At 73.4% G+C, this 23700-nt stretch carries 25 protein-coding genes; 15 read left to right on the top strand and 10 right to left on the bottom strand.

All coding sequences use genetic code 11. The annotated features are described in order from the left end of the window. Positions 1-107: 107 nt before the first annotated feature. The 4 genes from V5O40_RS24930 to V5O40_RS24915 all read right to left on the bottom strand — a co-directional run bounded on the left by V5O40_RS24930 (position 108) and on the right by V5O40_RS24915 (position 5017). Positions 108-983: a SigB/SigF/SigG family RNA polymerase sigma factor gene (locus V5O40_RS24930; RefSeq protein ID WP_164447257.1), complete on the bottom strand. Its 876-nt coding sequence runs from the start codon at positions 981-983 to the stop codon at positions 108-110. Positions 984-1202: 219 nt separating this feature from the next. Continuing rightward, positions 1203-2573, bottom strand: coding sequence for a hypothetical protein (locus tag V5O40_RS24925; RefSeq protein WP_332907727.1), 1371 nt, complete (start codon positions 2571-2573; stop codon positions 1203-1205). 130 nt (positions 2574-2703) lie between these two features. After that, complete coding sequence (locus V5O40_RS24920) at positions 2704-3906, bottom strand: thiamine pyrophosphate-binding protein (protein ID WP_332907725.1); 1203 nt, start codon at positions 3904-3906, stop codon at positions 2704-2706. Further along, a complete protein-coding gene (locus V5O40_RS24915) occupies positions 3899-5017 on the bottom strand; it encodes a baeRF2 domain-containing protein (protein ID WP_332907724.1) in 1119 nt (372 codons plus the stop codon). Before V5O40_RS24915 ends, V5O40_RS24920 begins: the two co-directional genes overlap by 8 nt. Before the next feature lie 148 nt (positions 5018-5165). On the opposite strand from V5O40_RS24915, the gene V5O40_RS24910 reads away from it, so the two are divergent. Continuing rightward, on the top strand, positions 5166-5705 hold the full coding sequence (locus tag V5O40_RS24910) for a hypothetical protein (RefSeq protein ID WP_408631945.1): 540 nt from the start codon (positions 5166-5168) through the stop codon (positions 5703-5705). A 59-nt stretch (positions 5706-5764) separates the two neighbouring features. Here V5O40_RS24910 and V5O40_RS24905 read toward each other — a convergent pair whose 3' ends face one another. Further along, positions 5765-6109, bottom strand: a complete 345-nt coding sequence (locus tag V5O40_RS24905) for a DUF3817 domain-containing protein (RefSeq protein WP_332907722.1) — start codon at positions 6107-6109, stop codon at positions 5765-5767. An 89-nt stretch (positions 6110-6198) separates the two neighbouring features. Here V5O40_RS24905 and V5O40_RS24900 point away from each other — a divergent pair, with 89 nt between their 5' ends. Further along, complete coding sequence (locus V5O40_RS24900; RefSeq protein WP_332907721.1) at positions 6199-7677, top strand: glutamate--cysteine ligase; 1479 nt, start codon at positions 6199-6201, stop codon at positions 7675-7677. Between the two features lie 85 nt (positions 7678-7762). Then, the gene (locus V5O40_RS24895; protein WP_332907720.1) at positions 7763-8851 is read left to right on the top strand and encodes a hypothetical protein; all 1089 of its coding nucleotides are present in this window, start codon (positions 7763-7765) and stop codon (positions 8849-8851) included. A gap of 138 nt (positions 8852-8989) precedes the next feature. Here V5O40_RS24895 and bla read toward each other — a convergent pair whose 3' ends face one another. Beyond that, positions 8990-9898: a class A beta-lactamase gene (gene bla, locus V5O40_RS24890; protein ID WP_408631944.1), complete on the bottom strand. Its 909-nt coding sequence runs from the start codon at positions 9896-9898 to the stop codon at positions 8990-8992. A gap of 134 nt (positions 9899-10032) precedes the next feature. On the opposite strand from bla, the gene V5O40_RS24885 reads away from it, so the two are divergent. From V5O40_RS24885 to V5O40_RS24865, 5 genes are all read left to right on the top strand, one after another. After that, positions 10033-10914 (top strand): LysR family transcriptional regulator, encoded by an 882-nt coding sequence (locus V5O40_RS24885; protein WP_332907719.1) that lies wholly within the window; start codon positions 10033-10035, stop codon positions 10912-10914. After that, positions 10911-11816, top strand: coding sequence for a serine hydrolase (locus tag V5O40_RS24880; RefSeq protein WP_332907718.1), 906 nt, complete (start codon positions 10911-10913; stop codon positions 11814-11816). The genes V5O40_RS24885 and V5O40_RS24880 overlap by 4 nt, the downstream gene beginning before the upstream one ends. Before the next feature lie 118 nt (positions 11817-11934). Continuing rightward, positions 11935-12363, top strand: coding sequence for a hypothetical protein (locus V5O40_RS24875; RefSeq protein WP_332907717.1), 429 nt, complete (start codon positions 11935-11937; stop codon positions 12361-12363). After that, positions 12357-12581 (top strand): helix-turn-helix transcriptional regulator, encoded by a 225-nt coding sequence (locus V5O40_RS24870; protein ID WP_281604306.1) that lies wholly within the window; start codon positions 12357-12359, stop codon positions 12579-12581. Before V5O40_RS24875 ends, V5O40_RS24870 begins: the two co-directional genes overlap by 7 nt. Further along, positions 12578-13567, top strand: a complete 990-nt coding sequence (locus V5O40_RS24865; RefSeq protein ID WP_332907716.1) for an NAD(P)-dependent alcohol dehydrogenase — start codon at positions 12578-12580, stop codon at positions 13565-13567. Before V5O40_RS24870 ends, V5O40_RS24865 begins: the two co-directional genes overlap by 4 nt. A gap of 68 nt (positions 13568-13635) precedes the next feature. Here the strand turns inward: V5O40_RS24865 and V5O40_RS24860 are convergent, their stop codons facing one another. The 3 genes from V5O40_RS24860 to argG form a co-directional block, all read right to left on the bottom strand. Then, positions 13636-14973: a S8 family peptidase gene (locus V5O40_RS24860; protein WP_332907715.1), complete on the bottom strand. Its 1338-nt coding sequence runs from the start codon at positions 14971-14973 to the stop codon at positions 13636-13638. A 238-nt stretch (positions 14974-15211) separates the two neighbouring features. Then, positions 15212-15556 (bottom strand): hypothetical protein, encoded by a 345-nt coding sequence (locus V5O40_RS24855; RefSeq protein ID WP_332907714.1) that lies wholly within the window; start codon positions 15554-15556, stop codon positions 15212-15214. A gap of 107 nt (positions 15557-15663) precedes the next feature. Next, positions 15664-17112, bottom strand: coding sequence for an argininosuccinate synthase (gene argG, locus V5O40_RS24850; RefSeq protein WP_332907713.1), 1449 nt, complete (start codon positions 17110-17112; stop codon positions 15664-15666). Between the two features lie 123 nt (positions 17113-17235). Here argG and V5O40_RS24845 point away from each other — a divergent pair, with 123 nt between their 5' ends. The 6 genes from V5O40_RS24845 to V5O40_RS24820 all read left to right on the top strand — a co-directional run bounded on the left by V5O40_RS24845 (position 17236) and on the right by V5O40_RS24820 (position 21411). After that, positions 17236-17817 carry a carboxymuconolactone decarboxylase family protein gene (locus V5O40_RS24845; RefSeq protein WP_332907712.1) on the top strand — a complete coding sequence of 194 codons (582 nt, stop codon included), beginning with the start codon at positions 17236-17238 and terminating at the stop codon, positions 17815-17817. After that, positions 17814-18692: an RNA polymerase sigma-70 factor gene (locus tag V5O40_RS24840; RefSeq protein WP_332907711.1), complete on the top strand. Its 879-nt coding sequence runs from the start codon at positions 17814-17816 to the stop codon at positions 18690-18692. The genes V5O40_RS24845 and V5O40_RS24840 overlap by 4 nt, the downstream gene beginning before the upstream one ends. A 143-nt stretch (positions 18693-18835) precedes the next feature. Next, positions 18836-19564: a GNAT family N-acetyltransferase gene (locus V5O40_RS24835; RefSeq protein ID WP_332907710.1), complete on the top strand. Its 729-nt coding sequence runs from the start codon at positions 18836-18838 to the stop codon at positions 19562-19564. A 126-nt stretch (positions 19565-19690) separates the two neighbouring features. Then, positions 19691-20185: a nitroreductase/quinone reductase family protein gene (locus tag V5O40_RS24830; RefSeq protein ID WP_332907709.1), complete on the top strand. Its 495-nt coding sequence runs from the start codon at positions 19691-19693 to the stop codon at positions 20183-20185. 90 nt (positions 20186-20275) lie between these two features. Continuing rightward, positions 20276-20935 (top strand): GNAT family N-acetyltransferase, encoded by a 660-nt coding sequence (locus V5O40_RS24825; RefSeq protein WP_332907708.1) that lies wholly within the window; start codon positions 20276-20278, stop codon positions 20933-20935. A 125-nt stretch (positions 20936-21060) separates the two neighbouring features. Further along, complete coding sequence (locus V5O40_RS24820) at positions 21061-21411, top strand: UBP-type zinc finger domain-containing protein (RefSeq protein ID WP_332907707.1); 351 nt, start codon at positions 21061-21063, stop codon at positions 21409-21411. 146 nt (positions 21412-21557) lie between these two features. On the opposite strand, the gene V5O40_RS24815 is transcribed toward V5O40_RS24820, so the two are convergent. Then, positions 21558-22496: a LysR family transcriptional regulator gene (locus tag V5O40_RS24815; protein WP_332907706.1), complete on the bottom strand. Its 939-nt coding sequence runs from the start codon at positions 22494-22496 to the stop codon at positions 21558-21560. Between the two features lie 81 nt (positions 22497-22577). Between V5O40_RS24815 and V5O40_RS24810 the strand changes: the two genes are divergently transcribed. Continuing rightward, positions 22578-23549: a DMT family transporter gene (locus V5O40_RS24810; RefSeq protein WP_332907705.1), complete on the top strand. Its 972-nt coding sequence runs from the start codon at positions 22578-22580 to the stop codon at positions 23547-23549. Positions 23550-23700 lie beyond the last annotated feature (151 nt).

Genomic DNA, 23700 nt, shown 5'->3' with positions numbered 1-23700 from the left:
GCCCCCCCGGGGGGGGGGCGGCCCCCCCCCGCCCCCGGCGCGGGGGGGCGGCCACCCGGGGGGGGCCCCCGGGGCGGCCCCCCCCCCCACGACGTCCTGACGACCGGTCAGCGGCCGCGTACCGGAGCCACGGCGCGCGTCTGGTTGGCCGCCTCGGACTCGCCCGGACCGTTCTGCCACGGCGGCGGCGCGTCGGCGAGCATCGCCTGGCGCAGCCAGGTCAGCGCCCTGGACAACAACCGGGACACGTGCATCTGGGAGATGCCGAAGCGGGCGGCGATCTCGGCCTGGGTCTGATTGCCGTAGAACCGCATGGCCAGGATGCGCCGCTCCCGCCAGGGCAACCGGTGCAACAGGCCGCTGACGGTCACCCGGTCGTCCACCGACTCCAACGCGATGTCCGACTCGCCGACCAGGTCGCCGAACTCCGCCGAGCTCTCCCCGCCGACCGGCGCGTTGAGCGACGCCGGGCTGTAGCCGGCGGCCGACTCCAGCGCGGCGAGGATCTCCTCCTCCGGCGTCTCCAACCGTTTGGACAGTTCGGCCACCGTGGGTGCCCGGGACAGCTCACTGGTCAGCGCCGCCGTCGCCTGGCCGACCTCCAGGATCAGGTCGCGCAAGCGGCGTGGCACGTGCACGCCCCAGGTGCGGTCCCGGAAATGCCGCTTGATCTCACCCACGATGGTGATCGCCGCGTACGCGGTGAAGGAACCCCGTTCCGGGTCGTACCGGTCGACGGCGTTGACCAGCCCCAGGCGGGCCACCTGTTCCAGATCCTCCAACGGCTCCCCGCGCCCCCGGTAGCGGCGGGCCAACCGACCCGCGAACGGCAACGCGAAGCGGACCAGGTCGTCGCGGGCCTCCTGGCGCCGCTCCGGCGGTAGCCCTTCGATCCGTGCCGCGTAAGCCAACGCCGCGGCGTCGAGGTCCTCGAGCCCCCGATCGGTGGTTGGTGGTGTGGTTGTGGTGGTCTGTCCGAACATCCGCGCCTCCCTCGGAGAGGACCCCGCCCGGATTCGTCGACACCGGGCACGCGCGTAGGCACGCACGGGCCTGTGACTGGGTTACGTGACTGGGATGTCAGCGGGCGACGGCGCCGCGCCACGCGAGGTGATCAGCCTGTCGCAGCCGGCGGTGTTCCCGCTCCGTAGGTACTCAATCACGGGATCGCGGGTTCGCGAGGATGTTTCGTCAGCCCGGTCTCAACAGATCAGCAGGCCGTGGTGGCTGCCGCCGTCGCGCAGCGCGGCCAGGGCCTCGCCGGCGCCCAGCGGCGCCGGACTGGGCAGGTCGTACGGCTGGGCGCGGAGCACCTCGGTGGCTCTGCGGGTGGGCACCGAGGTGACCGGGTAGCCGCGCGCCGAGGTGCGGTCGAGGGCCCGCCGCCGCCGGCCGAAGCCGGCGACCGCCAGCCACTGCGGCAGCCCGGCCAGCGCCGGTGAGCGTACGCCGGGCGGCTCCGGCAGCACGTCGACCGAGGTGAACGACTCGCTGCCGGCCAACCACCACTCCACCTGCTCGACGCTGCGCCGGGTGGCGTTCTCGCACCAGTACGGCACCAGCCCGGCCCGGAGCACCTGCCAGGGGTCGAGCAGCCGCCCGCACTCCACCACCAGGCGGTCACCGGTCTTCCCGGCGGCCCGCAGCCAGCGCCGGTACAGGTCCGCCGTGGCCGCGCTGAGCGCCGCGGGCGTGGGCACCAGGATCTGGTGCAGCGGATGACCGTGCCGGGAGGTCCAGTCCCGTACGCCCCGGTCGAAACCGGACTCCACGCCGTGCTCGGCGGCGGCCGGCGGGGCGGAGATCTCCGGCGGTTCCCAGCGTTCGCTGTCACCGCCGGCAGCGCGCAGCACCTGCCGCAGCGCGTGGCTGTCGGGATGGAAGTCCACCGGGTTCAGGCCACTGGCCGGGCAGCCGAGCTGGAAGCTGTGTCCGTCGGCGGCGTCGACCACCGGCCAGGTCCGGGTGTCGCGCAGCATCAGCACCGGGGCGCCGGGGGTCAGCCGGTCGGCCAGGAAGCTACGGTACGCCGCCGGCAGCGCCCGCCAACGGCCGGTCAACGCCACGGTCGCCCCGGCCAGCGCACCCCGGCTGGCCGGGCAGTGCACCTGCCGCACGTGCAGGTCGGGACTGCCGGCGAGCACCCGGCCGGCGAGCGCCGCCCCGTGATCGAGGGCGGCGCGCGGCCGGTCCACCGCGCCCTGCGGCCAGTGCGCGATCATCTCGAAGCCGGCGGGCAGCCAGGGCATGCCCAGCGCCGCCGCCAGATGCGCGACGCCGCCGTGCGGGGAGCCCAGCAGCGCCCCCGGATACCGGCGTCGCGGGTACTGGTCGACGAACCACCGGGCGACCCGCCCCGCGTCGACCTCGGCGGCCTGCCCGGCGGTCAGGGCGGTCCGGCCGGCGGACCGGATCGCCGCCGCCCGCCGCACCGGGTCGGGTGTGCCGGCGAACCGGGACACCGGTCCGACGTGCCCGAGATCGGCGCAGTCGCTGCCGCTCAGCGCGCGGGCGATGGCCGCGACCAGGATCCGGGCGGTGCTGCCGGCCGCGACGACGCGGTCACCGGCCATCCCGGCACCGGCCGCCGTCAGTCCCGGGCGCACCTTGCGCACCGGTCCCACCTTCCCTCGATCGCTCACCACGCGGCCCGGCTTCCCGCCACGATGCGGCTTAAACAGGGCATCTCCCCACCGGACGGCATCAATCAGCGGATCTTGCCCCTTCCCACCACGAGCGCCAGCCCGCCATCGCCGACGCACGGCCGCCATCCAGCAACATCGGGGATGTCGCGCTATCGCCGTCGCCTGGGACAGCAGAATCCCCGATGTTGTCGGATCCCTGCCGGTTCCACGAGCCGAAGGTCAGGGCGTTCGTCACGATCTCCAGCACGCACGGGCGGTCGGCGTTCAGCGCCTCGTCCCAGGCCGCGCCGACCAGCTCCGGCCGGTCGACGCGCATCCCGTGCAGGCCGAGCAACCGGGCCCAGCCGGCGTACGGGACGTCGTCGGTGACCGGCCGGGCCGGGTCCAAGCACCGGGGGTGACCGGACCGGGTGTTGTGCACCAGCACCACCAGACGCGGGTCGGGCCATGCCGGTCGCCGCCGCGCGATGGTGACCAGCTCGGACAGCCCGTGCGAGCGCATCCCGTCGTCGGTGACGAGAGCGATCACCGGCCGGTCAGGCGCGGCCATTTTCGCCGCGAGGGCGTACGGCAGCGCGCTTCCGGGCAGCCCGGCCGGACCGATGACAACCTCGGCCGGCGAACCCGCCGGGTTGGCGAACCCGACCGTCGGCCCGGCGCCGTCGGCGGTCACCACGCTGTTCGGGGGTAGCCGACCGGACAGTTCGTCGAGCACCAGCCGGACGTCGATGCCGGCGCCGCGACCCCGCGTCGCACCGTTCCGCGCCGAGTGCGGCACGACCATGCCCACCGGACCGGGGGCGCGCGTCGCGGCGCGCAGCGCCTCGTCCACCAGCTCCGGCGCCCGCGCCGGCTCGGTGACGTACCGGAGGCGGTGGCACACCTCGGCGAGCTGCCGGTGGACGACCCGGGCGGCCTCGGACCCGGCGACGACCGGCTCGGCGACGACCGGCTCGGCGACGACGGCGAGCACCGGCAGGCCGGCGCCGCGGGCGGCGTCGAGCCCCGCGAGCAGGCCCGCGGCGGCCGCACCGCCGGCCGCCAGGCAGACGCCCGGCTCGCCGGTGAACCGGGCGTGCCCGGCCGCCATCACCGCGGCGTCCGCCGCGTCGCGGACGGGTACGAACTGCGGGTCGCCACCGGTGGCGTCGAGCGCCTCGACAACCGCCGCGACCGCCTCCTGCGGGTGGCCGAAGACGCGCGGGATCCGCCAGGCCCGCAGCCGGTCGACCACCGCGTCAGCGACGCCCGGGTCAGGCACCGCCCCGTCCCGGGGTGACCGGGTCGACGTAGCGCAGCACCGCGCCCACCCCGTCCACCAGCTCCGGCGCCTCGTCGGGGCCGAGCACGGTCAGTTCGGCGTCGGTGCCCACCAGGGCACGCACCAGCGCCGCGTCGGCCCGGACCCGTTCCGGTTCGGCGACCGTGGCCAGGTGTCCCGGCTCGGTGGCGATGTCGGTGGCCGCCGGGCCGATCCAGAGGTGGCCGTCGGCCGAGGGGTCGTCGACGATCAGCATCGTGTCGACCTGGTTGCGCTGCAACGCGGCCACCACGGCGTCGAGCCCGGCGCCCACGTCCTCCTGCGTGCCGAAGCGGTCCAGGGCCGCGTGCACCCGCTGGTCGGCCACCTCGGCGATGGTCTGCACGGTCAGGTCGTCGAGCAGGCTCTGGTCGGCGCCGCCGGCCCGGGAACCGGCGTCGGTGCGTACCACCAGGTCCTGCCAGCGGTCCGGCATCTGCGCGGCGATCATCCCGGTGGCACGGACGTCGCCGGCCACCACCACCACCTCGGCACCGACCCGCTCGGCCAGTTCGACGGTCGCGGCGGTGACGTCACCGGCGTTGTGATGCCATGCCTCCATCGCGGCCCGCTGGTAGCGCGACTGGGACCAGCCGCCGGGCTTGACCCGGCGCAGCTGGTAACTCTCCCGGCCGGTCACGTGGGCCCGGCGCGGCACGCCACCGGCGCTCACCGACATCGCGTCGGCACCGGTGCGGTCGGCGAGCACCCGCACCCACGCCACCTGCTCACCGCGCTGGGCCAGCAGCGGCATCACGTGCGGCAGCGGGGCGTACGCGGCCAGATCCCGACGCGGCGGGGCGGACAGGTACTCGGAGAGCACCACCTGTCCCTGGGTACCGAACACGGCCAACCCGTAGTCGCCGGGCATCGGATCGTGCCCCCGGACCACCCGGTCGATCGCGGCGATCGTCGGCTCGTCCGCCCCCTGTTCGGCCAGTTGCCGTTGCAGACCACGCCAACGCAGATCGAGTGCCGCGTGCGCGTCCTCGGTGTCCAGGGAGGCGTCCAGGTAGACCGAGCACCACGGGCCCGGACGCTGGTACAGCGGGCGCAGGAAGGACAGCTGCATGCTCGACCCCTTTCCGGCTCGACCCACCGCTTACCCGCGTCGCCGTGCTTGTCACCTGCCGGCAACCGCGTGACCGGTTTTCATTCACGTCGTTCAACCCCGGGGATCGATACGATCTGTAGGCGTAGGCGGACTCTGGGTGGTGGAAATGGACGCGACATCGTACTCCCGGCGCAGTCTGCACCCCACCGGTCGGATCCTCACCGCGCAGATCGTGCGCCTGATGGACGGCTATCCCCGGGAGGTGCGGGTGGGGCAGCCGGCGCTGGTGGTGGTGCTCGCCGCGGCCGGCGTGGCGGGCCTGCTGGCCAGGCTGGTGCGAGCCCTGCTGTCGGCCGGTTCCGGCACGGGCCGGCGCAGCTTCAAGGAGCTGAAGAAGGGCCCTGAGTACCTGGTCACTCCGGTCCGCCTCCGCGACGGTGCCGGCCGGCTCTACGAGGTGGAGTTGCACGGGCACCTGCCGCAGAGTGCGCTGCATCCGGCCGACCACGTCCAGCTGACCCTGCGCGACCAGGGCGATCCCGACCTGGCGCCGAAGATCGAACGGATCGTCAACCTCACCACCGGGCAGTTGCTCCGGCCGCGCACCGCCACCATGTGGTCGCACCTGGGCCCACCGCTGCTGCTCCAGGCGGTGCTGGGGGTGCTGGTCCTCGCCACGGTGGCCGCCTGCGCGGCGGTGACCTGAGGCGGTCGTCCGGCTGACCCCGCCGACGCGCGTCGACGGCGGGACGAGCCGGCCCGGCGTCAGCCGACCGGAGCCGGCTGCCGGGCCGGCGCGACGGGGCCGAGCATCCCCCGCCGCCGCGCCCAACGCTCGAAGACGACGGTGGCGAACGGCGGCACCGCGCAGGCCAGCGCCACGAGCGTGGCCGGCGGGCTCCACCGGTGCACCCGGGCCACCGCCAGCACCAGCACGCCGTACGCGACGAAGAGCGCGCCGTGGATCGGGCCGAAGACCTGCACTCCCACCTCGTTGCCGGGCGGGCCGTACTTGGCCACCATCCCGGCCAGCAGCCCGGCCCAGGAGATCGCCTCGGCGATCGCCGCCACCACGAACAGTCGGGTCACCTTGTCTCGCACGCCCGCCATGGTACGGATCCTCTCGACCGGTCCCGGCCTGGCGTGGGTGGCATGGACGTGCGACGTTTGGGGTACCAGCGGTGACAGGGTGGTGACCTATGGGCGAGGAAGTCGGCGTGCAGACCTTCAGCCGCCAGGATCGGGCTCGCTACCGGGACAAGGTGCGCCGCTGTCTCGACGTCTTCGCCGAGATGCTGCGCGAGTCCCGGTTCGACGTCGAGCGGCCGATGACCGGGTTGGAGATCGAGCTGAACCTGGTCGACGCCGACTCGATGCCGGCGATGCGCAACACCGACGTGTTGCGCGCGGTGGCCGACCCGAGCTTCCAGACCGAGCTCGGCCAGTTCAACGTCGAGATCAACGTCGCACCACGGCGGCTGGCCGGCACCGGCACCGCCGAGTTCGAGGAACACGTACGGGCCGCCCTGAACGCGGCCGACCAGCGGGCCCGCACGGTCGACGCCCAACTGGTGATGATCGGCATCCTGCCGACCGTGCTGCCGGAGCACCTGACCGCCGCCACCCTGTCGGCCAACCCCCGGTACGCGCTGCTCAACGAGCAGATCTTCGCGGCCCGGGGAGAGGATCTGCGGATCGCCATCAACGGGGTGGAGCGGCTGGCGGTCACCGCCGACACGATCACGCCCGAGGCGGCGTGCACCAGCACCCAGTTCCACCTCCAGGTCGGCCCCGCCCAGTTCGCCGACTACTGGAACGCCGCCCAGGCCATCGCCGGGATCCAGGTGGCGCTCGGCGCGAACTCACCGCTGTTCTTCGGCCGCGAACTGTGGCGGGAGACCCGTATCCCCCTGTTCCAGCAGGCCACCGATACCCGGCCGGAGGAGATCAAGACCCAGGGCGTACGCCCCCGGGTCTGGTTCGGTGAACGGTGGATCACCTCCGTGTTCGACCTGTTCGAGGAGAACGTGCGCTTCTTCCCGGCGCTGCTGCCGGTCTGCGACCCGGAGGACCCGTCGGAGACGCTCGCCGCCGGAGGGGTACCGGCCCTGGCCGAGTTGCGGCTGCACAACGGCACCATCTACCGGTGGAACCGGCCGGTCTACGACGTGCTGCGGGGTCGCCCGCACCTGCGGGTGGAGAACCGGGTCCTGCCGGCCGGACCGACCGTGCTGGACACCATCGCCAACGGGGCGTTCTACTTCGGGCTGGTCCGCGCGCTCGCCGAGGCCGACCGGCCGCTGTGGTCCCAGATGTCGTTCAGCGCCGCCGAGGAGAACTTCAACACCTGCGCCCGGCACGGCATCGACGCCCACGTCTTCTGGCCCGGCCTGGGCTACCTGCCGGTCGCCGAGCTGGTGCTGCGCCGCCTGCTGCCGCTGGCCCACCACGGTCTGGACCGGTGGGGCGTCGAGCCGGACGAGCGGGACCGGCTGCTCGGCATCATCGAGCAACGCTGCCTGACCGGCCGCAACGGCGCCACCTGGCAGGTGGCGACGCTGCACCGGCTGGAGTCGACCGATCAGCTGGACCGCCCGGACGCCCTGCGCCAGGTGGTCCGGCACTACGTGGAGCTGATGCACAGCAACCGCCCGGTCCACGAGTGGCCGATCCCCTGACCGTCTCCCGACACAACGCGTGACGATTCCGTCACGGCGGCTACCGTGAGTGGGTTTCGTCCGCCGGGTGGAGAGGATCCCGCCGATGCCGCGGTCACCACGTCACGCCGTCCCACTCACCGTCGCTCTGCTCGTCGTCAGCCTGCCGCTGCCCGCCGCCGCGAGCCCCGGGCTCGCCCAGTCCGCCGCCGCCCCGCCCGCCACCGCCGCCGCGCCCTCATTCACCACGATGACTGCCGCCACCCCCGGCGAGGTACGGACCACCCTGCGTGACCGGGCCACCGGGGCCGCCGTACCAGGGTGCGTGTCCCTGGTCCCGGTCGACCGCGACCTGCTCACCGTCGTGAGTCTCGGCGAGGTGCAGGACGGTCGGCACGGCGGCTGCACCGGCGTCGACGGTGGCGACGTGCTCGCCAGCAGCGTGCCGCCCGGCCGCTATCATCTGCTCGCCGCGCCCTACGACAACGCGCAGCACGGCCTGCAGTGGGTCGGCCGGCACGGCGGCACCGGGCAGCGGGAGCGCGGCGTGATCATCAAGGTGCGTCCGGGTGCCACCGTCACCGCCCCGACGGTCCGGTTCGACGCGCCGGGCACCGTCACCGGCCGGGTCACCCGCGCGGCGGACGGCACGCCGGTCTCCGGCGGTTACGCCATGCCCCTGCCGGTGGTCCCCGATCCCAAGAACAGCGACTACGGCGCCATCACCGACGACGACGGCCGGTACAACCTCTCCGGCCTCGGGCCGTACCGCTGGCCGTTGTACTACACCGGGTACCTTCTGGCCAGCCAGTGGTCCGGCGGGGTGGCCGACCGCACGAAAGCCGACACCGTACGGGTCCGGTCCGGCACGACGGTCACCAGCAACCAGACGCTCGTCGCGGGCACCGTGGTCACCGGGACCATCGCCGTCGACGAGTTGCCGAACTACTCCCAGGTGATCGCCTTCCACGCACGCACCGGCGACGTGACGGGGGTGGTCGACGTCGGCGCCGACTACACGCTCCGGTTGCTACCGGGGCAGCGGGTGCTGCTGCGGTGCGACTGCGCGTACGCGCCGAGCCGCTGGTTCCCCAACGCCGCCCAGGTGTCCGAGGCGCAGCCGGTGCGGATCGGCCACAGCCCGGTCGCCGCCGACTTCGACCTGACCGGTCCCGCCACGGTCCCGACCCCCTGACGGTCGCCCGGTTCCGGCCGCGCCGACGGGCGGCGCGGCCGGAACCGGGACACACACGAGCCGAGCCACCGACCGGGACCGGCCACCAGGACGACCGTCACGTCGCCCCGGTGGCCGGTCCCGGCTGCAGCGGCCGGCTCAGCTCAGCGCGTCGAGGGTCAGCTCGGCGGCCCGGGCGAGCAGGGCGTCGTCGCGCTCGGCGTCGGGCTCGGTCCGGTCGGAGAGCACGGCCAGCACGATCGGCGCCCGGTCCGGCGGCCAGATGACCGCGATGTCGTTGCGGGTGCCATGGTCGGCCGAGCCGGTCTTGTCACCCACCGTCCAGCCCTCGGGCACGCCGGCCCGGATCGTCTTGTCACCGGTGGTGTTGCGCGTGAGCCAGTCCACGAGCACGGCCCGGTCGGCCCGGCTGAGGACGTCGTCGACCGCGTACGCCCGCAGCGTGCCGGCCAGGGCCCGGGGTGTGCTGGTGTCGCGTCGCTCGCCCGGGACGTACACGTTGAGCTCGGTCTCCCAGCGCACCGGCTCGGTCACCTCGTCGCCGACCCCGCGCAGCACCCGCTTGAAGCCCGTGGGCCCGCCGAGCTGCTTGAGCAGCAGGTTCCCGGCGGTGTTGTCGCTGTAGCGCACCGCCGCGTCGGCGATCGCCCGCAGCGACAGGCCGGTGTCGACGTGCCGCTCGGTGATCGGCGAGTAGGTGACCAGGTCGTCACGGGAGTAGCTGACGACCCGGTCCAGCTCCGCGTCCGAGGTCGCGGCGAGCACCGCGCCGGCGGCGAGGGCCTTGAAGGTCGAGGCGTACGCGAAGCGCTCGTCGGCCCGGTGCGCGACGGTGCCGCCGCTGCCGGTGTCGATCGCGTACACACCGAGCCGGGCGTCGAACTCGCGCTCGAGCGGAGCGAAGTCGACGGTGACCGGCGCGGCGGACGCCGTCGGGGTCGACGCCGTCGGCGTCGGCGCGGACGGGCTGCCGGCGGAGCAGCCGGCGAGCAGGCCGAGTGTCAGCGCGAGCGCGATGCCACGGGTACGGCGGTCGGTACTGGTCACAGCTGGGTCCTTCCCTCGATCAACCGGTCTGCCGGACGTCGTCCGGGCGGCCGGCACCCAGATTCGCAGCGCCGCCTCATGCTGTCGAAGACACCAAGCACGCCACCGATGCCGAATCGGCATAGCATGCCGGTGTGGATTTGGTGGCGGCCTGCCGGGCGTTCGTGTCGGTCGGCACCCACGGCAGCTTCACCGTCGGCGCCTCGGTGGCCCGCATCCCGCAGTCGGTGGCGAGCCGACGGGTGGCCGCGCTGGAGCGTCACCTCGGTGGGCGCCTGTTCGACCGCACCTCGCGCAGCGTCACGCTCACTCCGTTCGGGCGGGACATGCTCGCCTCGGCCCGGCGGATCGTGGACCTGGCGGAGGCCATGGAACACGACGCGGAGCGGGCCCGGCTGCGCCCGTTCCGGCTGGCCGTGCCGGCGATCTGCGCTCCGCGATCGCTGGCTCAGCTGGTCGTCGAGGCCCGCCGGCACGACCTGCACCTGGAGCTGTGTCGGGGCGAGCCGGCGGAACGGGCCCGGCTGCGACAGCGCCACGAGGTGCGGGCCGCGCTCGTCTGCGTACCGGCGGACGAGGCCGCGTGGCGGGTGCCGCTGGGGCTCGCGGGCGGTGCCGACCCGGGTGTGGAGCTGGTCCGGCTGGAGACGTTGCGTCCGCCACGGGCGGACCGTCGGGGGCGTCGGCGTCGGGTCTGGATCGCGCCCGAGGACGACGTGCCGCACGTGCGCGACCCGCTGGACCGGCTCCGCGACGCCGTCGGGTTGCAGCCGACCCAGGTGGCGGTCGCGGCGTCCGTGGTCGATGCCGCCGCCGAGGCGCTCGCCGGCACCGACCTGGTGCTCTGCTCCCCCGCCGAGGCCGACGAACTCGGGCTGCACTGGCGGCCCCTCGGCGAGCCGCGACCGGTCCGCGGCTACCAGGTGACGGCCGGTCTGCGGGAGGACGCCGAGCGGCTGCGTGGCGCGTTGGGCGCCGCCGTGGGCCGCTGTCTGGGCGTACCGGAGGCGGCATGACGGTCGGCCGACTGCTCCGCACCGCCCGGCAGACGCTGCGCGACGCCGGCCTGCGCGGCTGCCTGCTGGTCCGCGACCTCGACACCGGCGACGAGCTGGGCCTCGACGCCGACGTGGTGCTGCCCGTCGCGTCCCTGGTGAAGGTGCCGCTGGCGGTGGCCACAGTGGATCGGATCGACCGCGGCGAACTCGACGGCGCCTGCGGGATCACGGTGACGCCCGGCCGGGTCCGCACCCCCGGTCCGACCGGGTTGAGCCGGTTCCGGCACTCGGCCACCGTGGCGATCGACGACCTGCTCTACCTCAGCGTGGCGATCAGCGACGAGGGCGCCTCGGACGCGCTGTTCGCCCTCACCCCGCCCCCGACGGTCGCCGACACGCTGCGCCGGTTCGGCATCGAGGGGATCAGCGTCCGGCACCGCACCCGCGACCTCACCGACACCCCGGCCGAGCGGCTCGCCCCGGAGGTGCATCTGGCGCACGCCCTCGCCGCGTCGGCGACCACCGCCGGTCAGGGCCATCCGATCGCCCAGCTGGACGTGGGCCGGGCCAACGCCGGCTCGGCCCGCGCCTTCGTCGACCTGCTGCACGCGCTGTGGCGCCCGTCGCGGATCCCGGCGGCGGTGGCGGCCCGGGTGCGCGAGCTGATGGGTGACAACCTGCTGCGGCAGCGGCTCGCCCCGGACTTCAGCTCCGACGCCTCCCGCTGGTCGTCGAAGACCGGCACGCTGCTGAACCTGCGGCACGAGGTCGGCGTGGTCGAGCACGCCGACGGGCAGGCGTACGCGGTGGCCGCGCTGAGCGAGTCGGCGGTGCCGGCGGCCGTGCAGCCGGCGGCCGAGGCGGCGCTGGCACAGGTGGCACGGGAGCTGCACGACGCCCTGCGCGCCGCCCGACGCTGAGCCCGATGACGGCCTGGACCATCCGGCGGCACGATCCGCGATGTAAAGCTTTCTGGACATGATGTCTAGAAAGCCTTACTCTCGTGATGTCATGAATTCTTTACATCGGGGAGTCGTCATGACCCATCAGGAGAAGCGGGCCTGGATCATGCTGGTGGTCAGCGTGATCGGTTACGCCGTCTACGTGGCCGTGGTCCTGAGCCGGGTCGACGACGGCCGGCTGACCGCGACGCCGTACGCCGGCGTCCTGCTCTGGACGGTCGGCGGCGCCATCGCCGCCAGCATGCTCCTCGAGATCGGGCTCGGCGTGGTGAATCCGCGTGCCTCGCGGGTCAGCGACGTGCGCGACCGGGAGATCGGGCGGCTGGGCGACCACGTCGGGCAGGCGTTCGTGGTGATCGGCGCGGTGGCGGCGATGCTCATGGCGGTGGCGCAGTGGCACTGGTTCTGGATCGCCAACGTGGTCTACCTCTGCTTCGTGCTGTCCGCGGTGGTCGGCTCGCTGGCGAAGGTGATCGTCTACCGCAGGGGCGTGCCGCAGTGGTGAAACCGACCCGCGTCACCAACAACATCCGGGCGCTGCGGTTCGCCCGCGACGAGATGACCCAGGCAGCGCTGGCCGAGCGCATCGGCGTGACCCGGCAGACCGTCATCGCCATCGAGCAGGGCCGCTACTCCCCCTCGCTGGAAATGGCCTTCCGGATCGCCCACGTGCTCGGCGTACGGCTCGACGAGGTGTTCCAGTATCCCGAGGAGGCATCGTGAAGGCCATCGTGCACGACCACTACGGCCCGCCGTCCACCGTACGACTCCGCGACCTCGACCGTCCCGGCGTCGGCGACCACGAGGTGCTGGTGCGGGTCCACGCCGCCGGTGTCGACCCGGGGGTGTTGATCTTCCTTACCGGCCGCCCCTACCTGGTCCGACTCGCCGCCGGGCTGCGCCGACCCCGGGTACCGGTCCTCGGCCGGGACGTGGCCGGCGTGGTGGTCGAGGTCGGCACCCGGGTGACCCGCTTCCGGCCCGGCGACGAGGTGTACGGCACCACGCTGCGCGGGTCGTACGCCGAGTTCACGGCCAGCCACGAGCGGCGGCTGGCCGGCAAGCCGGCGAACCTGACATTCGCGCAGGCCGCCGCCGTACCCGTCTCCGGGATGACCGCCCTGCGCGCGGTCCGCGACACCGCCCGGGTGCGACCGGGTCACCGGGTGCTGGTCATCGGCGCCTCCGGTGGCGTCGGTTCCCAGTCCGTGCAGATCGCCAAGGCCCACGGGGCGACGGTCACCGGCGTCTGCTCCCCGACGAAGACCGACTTCGTCCGCTCCCTCGGCGCCGACGACGTGCTCGACTACACCCGCGAGGAGATCGACCGGGACGGCCCGGTGTACGACGCGGTCATCGACACCGGCGGCAACCGGCCGCTGTCGCTGCTGCGCCGCGCGCTCACGCCACGCGGGACGCTGGCCCTGGTCGGCGGCGACTGGACCCGGGGCGCGCTGCTCGGCGGCTACGGCCGACAGATGTTCGGCGCGCCGCTGCTGTCGACGGTGGTCGGTCACCGGCTGCGCGCCGTCAGCGCCGGGGAACGCGTCGAGGACCTCGACGCGTTGCGCGACCTCGCCGAGTCCGGCGCACTCACCCCCCAGGTCGAGCGCGGCTATCCGCTCGCCGAGACGGCGGACGCGCTGCGCCACTTCACCGCCGGTCAGCCGGCCGGCAAGCTCGTCATCACCGTCGAGCCTGCCGACTGACGACCGGGACGGGCCGGACCAGCGCCGGCGGTCCCGCCCGTCGGCCGGCGGGCGGGACCGCGCCGGGCTCAGGACGACGGCACGTACAGCATGCGGCCGGTGGTATTGGGCCGGGTGTTGAAGACGACACCCGGGGTAGCGTCGGCCAGCACCCGGGCGTGCACCTGGGCCGGGGTCCAGGTCGGGTTCGCGGCGAGGATCAGCGCCGCGGCACCGGCCACGTGCGGCGCGGCCATCGAGGTGCCGGTCTTCGTCGCCACGGCGGTGTCGCTGGCGTGGCCGGCGGAGACGATGCTCTGCCCGGGCGCGAACAGGTCCACGCACGGGCCGTGGTTGCTCAACCAGGCGGCGCCGTCGTCCGGCCAGGTGGACCCGACGGTGAGCGCCGCCGGGATGAGGGCCGGAGTCTTCGAGCAGGCGTCGCCGGCGTCGTTGCCGGCCGAGGCCACCACGGTCACCCCGGAGTTGATCAAGCCGGTGGTGGCGGCCTCGTAGGCACCGGGGCTGAGCGAGATCGGCCGACCGAAGCTCATGTTGGCCACGGCGGGCTGCTGGGCGTTCGCGGTGACCCAGTCGATCGCCTGGGTGGTGGTGGCGATGTCGCCGGTGGCATCGCACGCCCATACCCGCACCGCGACCAGGGTGACGTTCTTGGCCACTCCGTATGTCGCGCCACCCAGGGTGCCGGCGACGTGGCTGCCGTGCCCGTAGCAGTCGTCCGCGGCGCCACCGTCGACCACGTCGATGCCGTTGACGACCCGGCCGCCGAAGTCCTGGTGGGTGAAACGGATGCCGGAGTCGATGACGTAGGCGTGCACGCCCTGGCCGCCGGAGGACGGATGGCTGAACGAATTGTCCAGCGGCAGGTGGTGCTGGTCGACCCGGTCCAGGCCCCACGAGGGTGGGTTCGGCTGGGTGCCGAGCGGGGTGACGAGCGACGTGGGTTCCGTCAGCCGTATCCGACGGTTCTGCTCGACGAAGGCCACCGAACGTTCGGCGGCGATCCGCCGGGCCGCCGCCTCGCTGGCCCGGATCGTGAAGCCACGCAGGGCGGCCGAGTAACGGTGCTCGACCATACCGCCATGCCGGCCGACCAGCGCCCGCGCGGTGTCCTCCACCGCGTCCTCGGCGGCGCGACGAGCCGATGTGGTCAGGACGCCGCGCGGCATCCGACCGTCCCTGGCCAGCACGCCGGTGCCGTGGAGCACGACGTTGTCCTTCAGTACCACGATGTAGCTGCCCGGCACGGCGGTGGGCTCCGCGGCGCCGATGATCGCGGCCGGCTCGGCGGCGGCGGGTGTGCCGCCGACGACGAGTGACGCCGTCGCGACCGCGACGGCCACCACCGTCGCGGCGAGCCGGCGTGAGGTGGACCGCACGTGCGGATGGACCTGCGGTGAGCGCATCTGCTGCCTCTCCGACCGGCCCCCGTTGCGGTCCCCGTTGTACCCGCAGCTCGACGAGAGCCATCGAACACCGACGATGCTATCGGTTCGCCACCCATCGTGCCGCCCCGGCGACCGGACGTGACCGCACGACACGACGGCGCGGCACCGGAGCCGCCGCCGCGAGGTCGATCCGATGTCCCGAGCCCGACCTCGACCGTCGGTCCCGACCTGGCGACCGCCGGAGCGCGGCCGCGGATCAGATCGTGTAGAGCACCGCCCGGTAGCCGTACGCCGCCGCGCCCGCCAGCAGGGTGACCCCCGCCGCGAAGGGCCACCGCCGGCCGGGTGGCTGGGTCAGGGCGACGACGACGGTCGCCAGGTGGAGTAGCGCGACGACCACCGTCCAGAGGGTCGCGGTGGGTATCCGGTCGGCGCTGCGGCAGCCGGCCGGCGCCGGCAGGACCGCCGCGCACAGGTCGAAGCGCGGTACGGCCAGCCACCAGTAGCCGGCCCACGCGAGCACCGCCACGACGCTGGCGGCGAGAACCTGGAGCCAGCGTCGGAGGCGCGTCGGCACGCCCCCGACCGCGGTCCCACACATGGCGTCGAGTCTATGGGCCCGACGGAAGCCGGCTCTTCACCACCAACGCCCGCGGACACCTCGACCCGATCGACCGCGATGGCCGGTCCGAGGTGATCCGGGACCGCTCAGTCGACGCCGAACTCCATGGCGGCGCGGTCGAGCGCCTCGTCCTCGGCCGACGGGACTCCCCGGGAGGCGATGGCCTCCGCGCCACCTTCCGGCATCGCGCCGATCAGCCCGGTCGAGGCCGCCTGGGCGGCACCGACCACCCGCTGCGGGGCGCCGCCGACCATGCCCAGGTGCGCGTACTGCTCCAACTTTGCCCGGGAGTCGGCGATGTCGAGGTTGCGCATGGTGAGCTGGCCGATGCGGTCGGCCGGGCCGAAGGCGGAGTCCGTCGTACGCTCCATCGACAGCTTGTCCGGGTGGTAGCTGAAGGCCGGACCGGTGGTGTCCAGGATCGAGTAGTCCTCACCCCGACGCAGCCGCAGCGTCACCTCGCCGGTGACGGCCGTGCCGACCCAGCGTTGCAGCGACTCACGCAGCATCAGCGCCTGCGGGTCCAGCCACCGGCCCTCGTACATCAGCCGACCCAGCCGACGGCCCTCGTTGTGGTAGTTGGCCAGGGTGTCCTCGTTGTGGATGGCGTTGACCAGCCGCTCGTACGCGGCGTGCAGCAGCGCCATGCCGGGGGCCTCGTAGATGCCCCGACTCTTGGCCTCGATGATCCGGTTCTCGATCTGGTCCGACATGCCGAGCCCGTGCCGGCCACCGATGGCGTTGGCCTCCAGCACCAGGTCGACCGCGCTGCCGAACTCCTTGCCGTTGATGGTCACCGGCCGGCCCTGGTCGAAGCCGATCGTCACGTCCTCGGTGGGGATCTCCACCGACGGATCCCAGAACCGGACGCCCATGATCGGGTTGACCGTCTCGATGCCGGTGTCGAGGTGTTCGAGGGTCTTCGCCTCGTGCGTGGCACCCCAGATGTTGGCGTCGGTGGAGTACGCCTTCTCGGTACTGTCCCGGTACGGCAGGTTCCGGGCCAGCAGCCACTCCGACATCTCCTTGCGACCGCCCAGATCGCCGACGAAGTCGGTGTCCAGCCACGGCTTGTAGATGCGCAGCTGCGGGTTGGCCAGCAGGCCGTAGCGGTAGAACCGCTCGATGTCGTTGCCCTTGAAGGTCGAGCCGTCGCCCCAGATCTGCACGTTGTCGGAGATCATCGCTCGCACCAGCAGCGTGCCGGTGACGGCGCGCCCCAGCGGCGTGGTGTTGAAGTAGGCCCGCCCGCCCGAGCGGATGTGGAAGGCGCCGCAGGTCAGCGCGGCCAGGCCCTCCTCCACCAGGGCCGCGCGGCAGTCGACGAGCCGGGCGACCTCGGCGCCGTAGCTGAGTGCCCGGTCGGGCACCGAGGCGATGTCGGGTTCGTCGTACTGGCCGATGTCGGCGGTGTAGGCGCACGGAATGGCGCCCTTGTCGCGCATCCACGCGACCGCGACGGAGGTGTCGAGGCCGCCGGAGAAGGCGATGCCGACACGTTCACCGGTGGGCAGGGAGGTCAGGACCTTGGACACAAGGAAAAGTATGCACCATGGCGTATGGTCATGCAAACGCTTGGTCGGTGTTTCCGGCCGGGCTGTCACAGCGCCTCGCCGGTCGGTGTCTGGATGGGCAGGACCGACAGGCGAGGAGGAGACATGGCCCGCATTCCCGCAGCGGAACTCACCGGCGTGCACGGCGCCCTGCTCAAGCGGATCATCAGGAAGAAGTTCGGCACGGTGCCCGACGCGCTCGGAGTCATGTGGCACAACCGGCGGGTGCTGCGCACCAGCCTGGGCATGGGACGGGCGGCCACCCGGTGGAACGCCTGCGACCAGGATCTCAAGTCGTACGCCCACATGGCGGCCGTCTCCCTGATCGGCTGCTCCTTCTGCCTCGACCTGGGCTACTTCCAGGCGCACCACGAGGGGCTCGACCTGACCAAGGCCCGCGAGGTGCCCCGGTGGCGCGAATCGGAGGTCTTCACCTCGCTGGAACGCGACGTCCTGGCGTACGCGGAGGCGATGTCGCAGACCCCACCGACCGTCACCGACGACCTCTCCGCCCGACTGCTCACCCGACTCGGGGCCCCGGCGCTTGTCGAACTCACCGCGTTCGTCGCCGCCGCGAACCTGGCCGCGCGGATGAACGTCGCGCTCGGCATCGAGGCGCAGGGCATGGCGGCGGCGTGTGGCCTACCGCCCCTGGCCCGGCCGAGCCGCGTAACCTCGCCGGCATGATCGGCGACCCGTTCGTCGCGCACCGCAGCCTGCTGTTCACCGTCGCCTACGAGATGCTCGGCTCCGCCGCCGACGCCGAGGACGTCGTGCAGGAGACCTGGCTGCGGTGGGCGGACCTCGACACCGGACTCCGGGCCGAGGTCCGCAACCCGCGCTCCTACCTGGTGCGGATCGTCACCCGCCAGGCCCTCAACCGGCTACGTACGCTGGCCCGGCGGCGCGAGGAGTACACCGGGCAGTGGCTTCCCGAACCGCTGTTGACCAGTCCCGACGTGGCCGAGGACGTGGAACTCGCGGAGAGCGTGTCCTTCGCCATGCTCACCGTGCTGGAGACGCTGGGCCACACCGAGCGGGTCGTGTTCGTGCTACGCGAGGTGTTCGACACCCCGTACGACGAGATCGCCGCGGCCGTCGGCAGGACACCGGCAGCGGTCCGCCAGATCGCCCACCGCGCCCGGGAACACGTGGCGGCGCGGCGCCCACGGGTACGGGTCAGCCGCGCCGAGCAGGAGGCCGTCGTGGACCGCTTCCTGGCCGCGGTACGCGGGGGTGACCTGCGGGAACTGCTCGACGTGCTGGCGCCCGACGTGATCGTGGTCGCCGACAGCGGTGGCCTCGCCCCCGCGGCCCGCCGTCCCGTCGAGAGCGCCCGGCGGGTGGCACCGCTGCTGGCCAAGCTGGCCGAGATGGGTCTCGATTACCAGGTCACGCCGATGTGGATAAACGGCGCCGTCGCGGTCCGGTTCGACCTCGACGGCAGACTGTTCGCGGTCGTCAACCTGCTCATCGTCGACGGCCGGATCAGCCGGCTCTACTCGGTGCTCAACCCGCACAAGCTCGCCCACCTCGACCAGCGGACGCACCTCACCCGCTGAGCGCGCCGCATCCGGCGTACCGGCTCGACGCCCGACCGCCGAGCCGGTTCCCGGCGGGGGCGGACGGTTCGCGGCCGGACAGGCGGCCGCGCCGAAGGGAATATCAGTAGCCGACGCCGACGATCGGGCAGCAGGCTGCTGACATGAACGTCGACCCGTTGCTGGCCCAGGCCCGGCAGGTCTGGACCGGGCTGGCCGGCGCACCGATCAGCTTCCCCGACCGGCACGTCGCGGTGGCGGCCTCGGCGAACTCGTCGATGTGTCCGCCGGGCTGGGTCGGCGTCGTCGCCCTGGCTGACACCGCGATCTGCACGGTACCGACGGATGACCTGGTGGGCATGGTGACGCGCGCCTGCCACACCCTCCCGGTCGAGGCGCTGACCGACCCCGATCGACTGTCCGCCGTGCTACCTGTCGCACAGGTGCTGGGTCCGGCCACCCTGGCCTACTGCGACGAGCACAGCTACCGACCGCACCGGCGGGAGGCGACGGAACGACTACCCGTCGACCACCCTGATCTTGTCGACTTCCTGGCGTCGGTGCCGGCCGAGGACGCGGCGGAGTGCGGGCTGGTCGACATCACCTCTGCCGCGTACGTCCTGCGGGTCGGAACCGCCGTCGTCGCGGCGGCCGGCTACCGGCGCTGGCCGGGACGGGTGGCCCACCTGGGCGTGCTGACCGCGCCGAGCCGGCGTGGACGCGGCTTCGCCCGAACCGTCGCCGCCGCGGCAACGGCGGACAGCCTGGCCAAGGGGTTGTTGCCCCAGTGGCGGGCTCGACCGGCAGCCTCCCGGCGGGTGGCGCGGGCGCTCGGTTTCCGCGAACTCGGCGCCCAGCTCAGCATCCGCGTCGACGGCAGCGACGGAAGGTGACTCGATCCACCCTGGGGGTCAGTCGGGCCGGCTGACGTCCGCCGTCTCGGGACTTCCGCCCCTGAGCAACCGACAGCCACCGCCCTACCGTAGACGCGAGGGACGCGACGCCGGGAAGGACCCGCCATGGAACAGGTCAGCGGCCGACCGCTCCACCGGTTCAAGCGGTGGATGTACCGCAGCGGCAGACCGAACTGGTTGGCACGGTCGATGAACCGCGTCTCGGCGTGGCAGTTCTCGGCGGGCTTCCTCGCCCCCGGCAACTGGGTCACTTTGGAGGTGGCGGGGCGGCGTAGCGGTCGGACGGTGTCGTTCCCCGTGGTCGCCGTCGACCACGACGGCCGGCGGTACCTGGTGTCGATGCTCGGCGAGCAGGCGAACTGGGTACGGAACGTACGGGCCGCCGCCGGGCGGGCGGTGCTGCGACACGGCCGCCGCCGACCGGTGCTGCTGGTGGAGGAGCCGGTCGAGCGACGGGCGCCGATCCTGCGCCACTATCTGGAGAAGGCCCCGGGCGCGAGACCGCACCTGCCGGTCCACCGGGGGGCGCCGCTCGCGGAGTTCGCGCGAATCGCCGCCGAATACCCGGTGTTCCGGATACTGCCCCGATCGGACGGTTGAACCGCCGGGCCGGCATCCGGGCCGCGCCGCCGCTCGGGGCGAGGCGGAAATCCCGCGTCGTGCGGTGCCGGGTCGTGCGATCGTGGCCCGATGCCGCAACCGATTCTGCGTACCGATCGTCTGCTGCTGGTCCCGCTCGCCGACCGGCACCTCGACCTGGAGGTCGAGCTGGACTCCGACCCGGAGGTGTTGCGCTACCTCTACGGCCGGGCCCGCAGCAGGGACGAGGTGGTCGGGTCGCACGCGAACCGGATGGCGCTGGCCGACAAGGTGGACGGCCTGGGCTACTGGATGGCGTTCGGCACCGACGGCGGGGCGCGCGGTTCGACGCCGCCGCCGGCCGAGGACGACGGCGAGTTCGTCGGGCTGATGATGCTTCCGCCGGCACACGGCCCCGACCAGCCGGACGACCCGACGGTCAGCGATCTCGGCTACCGCCTGCCGCGCCGGCACTGGGGCAAGGGTCTGGCCAGCGAGGCCAGCCGGGAACTGCTGCGGCACGCCTTCGACACGGTCGGCCAGCGTCGGGTCATCGCGCAGACCATGACCGTGAACACCGGATCCCGCCGGGTGATGGAGGCCGTCGGCCTGCGCTACATCCGCACCTTCGTCACGTCCTGGGACGATCCGCTGCCCGGGACGGAACAGGGCGAGGTCGAGTACGCCATCACCCGCGAGGAGTGGCGGGCGCTCGCCCCTCCGGCGGACAGTCGATGTCGCTCCGCTGAGACGGGCCGACGACCGGGCTGAGCTGCCCGGCAAGGGCAGGCAGCGGTGCGTGACCCGTACCGCCGGACCGGGGGTAGAGTTGCCCGCCTGCCGGCGCGTGCCATGCCGCGCGGGTGGCCGACGGTTGAGTGGGAGGGACACGCGCGATGGAGGGAATCGACCCAGAGGTGCCGCCCAGTGGTCCGGGTTGCGCCGACTGCATGGCGGCCGACCCGCCGGGCTGGTGGTTCCACCTCCGGCGGTGCGGCCAGTGCGGTCACGTCGGATGCTGTGACTCCTCGCCCAGCCAGCACGCCAGCGCCCACCACGCCGCGACCGGGCACCGGTTCGTCCGCAGCTTCGAGCCGGGCGAGGAATGGTTCTGGGACTACGACGAGCAGGTGCTGTACGAGCGGGGTCCGTCGCTGGTGGCACCGGTGCACCGTCCGCCGGAGCAGGGCGCACCGGCTCCGGCCGACCGGGTGCCGGCCGACTGGAAGCGCCACCTGCACCGCTAGGGCCTTTGTCGAAGTCCTCGGCGCACTGCCCAACCGGCCCGCCACGCGTCGGCCTCGGCCCGACGGCGGACACCACGGGCTCCACTGCCTCACCCGCACCCTGACCTCGACAAGGTCATGCGGTTCCGGCAACCGGGATGCCGGAATCACCCCGCTCCGTCAGGTGCGACCAGTGCATGGTCAGCGTGGAGTGGTGGGCCGGAGTGGGCGGCGTCGCGCAGGGCGGCGACCGCCGTGCGGGCCGCCGGGGTGTGCTCGACGGCGTCGTGCACCACCACGTGGATCGACCGTGTCGGTGTCGGGCGGAGCAGGCGCACGCAGGTCACGCCCTCGGGCAGGTGCGCCGCGCCGAGCGCGGGGAGCACCGTGAGGCCGATGCCGGCGGCGACGAAGGCCAGCGCGGTCCGGTAGTCGTGCGCCTCGACCCGGAAGGTCGGGCGGAAACCGGCGGCGGTGCAGGCTTCGAGGAGGTTGGCGCGGCACCAGCCCCGGGCGAAGTCGTTGTCGACCCAGCGCTCGTCGGCGAGGTCGACCAGGTCGGTCTCCGTCCGGCCGGCGAGGCGGTGCCCGACCGGCACCACCGCGACGTACGGATCGTCGAGGAGGTGATGGGCGGTGAAGCCCGGCCCGGGGTCGAAGCCGCGACCCGCCACGACCACCTGCAGGTCGGCGCGCTCCTCCCGACTGTCCGGGATGTGTTCGCGCAGTTGCAGGTCGAGCCGTACGCCGGGAAAGCCGGTGAGGACGGACCGCACCACGTGCGGCATCCACGCGGCGCCCACCGACGCGAAGTACGCGATGGACAGTGTGCCGGTGCGGCCGGTGCGCAGATCCGCGATGAGCGACTCGGCCGCGCCGACCCGGGCGAGCACCCGGTCGGCCTCGGCGGCGAGAGCGTGCCCGGCGGCCGTGGGCCGCAGCCCTCGCCCGGCCTTGGCGAGGAGGGTGAGACCCGTCTCGCGTTGCAGTGCGGTGAGGTGCTGACTGACGGCGGAGGGGGTGTAGCCGAGGTTGGTGGCGGCGGCCTGGACCGACCCGGACGCCACGACGGAACGGAAGACCCGGAGGCGGTGAACGTCGAGCACCATCCAACGATAAAGCGCGACTTAATCGTTGTGAAGGAACAGTCGCTGGCGCTGAATCGTCGGGCGAACGAGAATCACCACATGAGCAGCCCGTCGATGACCGAGCCCGTCGCCCCGATCCGAGCCGTGCCCGCGTACACCTGGCCGGAGGGTCGGCCCCGGTCCTGGCCGATCGTCGCCGCGGCCGGGACCACGGTCCTGCTCTGGGCCTCGGCGTTCGTGGGCATCCGGTTCGCCGGGCACGACTACTCCCCCGGCGCCATGGCCCTGGGCCGCATGGTGGCGGCGTCGGCCGCGCTGAGCGTGTTCGTCGCGCTGACCGCCGGTCGCCGGCGCGCCCGGACGCCGCATGTCGGGACCCGCCCGGGCACCCCGCCCCGGGGTGCGGTGCTTGGACTCGTCGCGCTGTGGGGCGTGGCCTGGTTCGGCGGGTACAACGTGGCGCTCAACGCCGCCGAGCGGCTGGTCGACGCCGGAACGGCGGCCCTGCTGGTGGCGGTCGCGCCGATCCTGGTCGCGGTGGCCGCGGTCCTCGTCCTGGGTGAGCGGCTCACCCGCCGGCTCGGTGTCGGGGTGGCGGTCGCCTTCGTGGGCGTGGCCCTGATCGCGGCCAGTGGCTTCACCGGGCACGCCGACAAGGTCGGCGTCGCGCTGGCGGTGCTCTCCGCCCTGCTGTACGCCTTCGCCGTACTGCTGCAGAAGCGTCTCCTGGCGCGGATGGACGCGCCGACGATGACCTGGCTCGGTGCGCTGGCCGGGACGGCGGCCCTGCTGCCGTTCGCCCCCACGCTGCTGGCGGAACTCGCGGCAGCCCCGCCAGCGGCCACCGTCGGTGTGCTGTTCCTGGGCGTGTTCCCGACCGCGATCGGTTTCCTCACCTGGGGTTACGTGCTGTCTCGCTGGACGGCGGGGCGCACCACCGCCGCCACCTACCTGGTCCCGCCGGTCACCGTCCTGCTGTCCTGGACGCTGTTGGGCGAGGTACCGGCACCGCTGGCCCTGCTGGGCGGCGCGCTCTGCCTGACCGGCGTGGTCTTCGCGACGCGCCGCTGACGGGCTTGGACATGCCGCTGTCGCCGGGTGGCACCTCGCGCCGCGTGCCGGCGACCAGCGGTCGGGGGGGGGGGGCGCCCCCGGGGGCGCCGCGGCCCCGCGCGGCGCCAACGGCGCCCCCCCCCAACGCGGGGGGCGGGGGGGGGGGAAG

It is taken from the genome of Micromonospora palythoicola (genome assembly GCF_036689795.1).
GTDB classification, from domain to species: domain Bacteria; phylum Actinomycetota; class Actinomycetes; order Mycobacteriales; family Micromonosporaceae; genus Micromonospora; species Micromonospora palythoicola.
The sequence above is the reverse complement of the archived record's forward strand: the minus strand, read 5'-3'. Positions and strand labels throughout refer to the sequence as shown.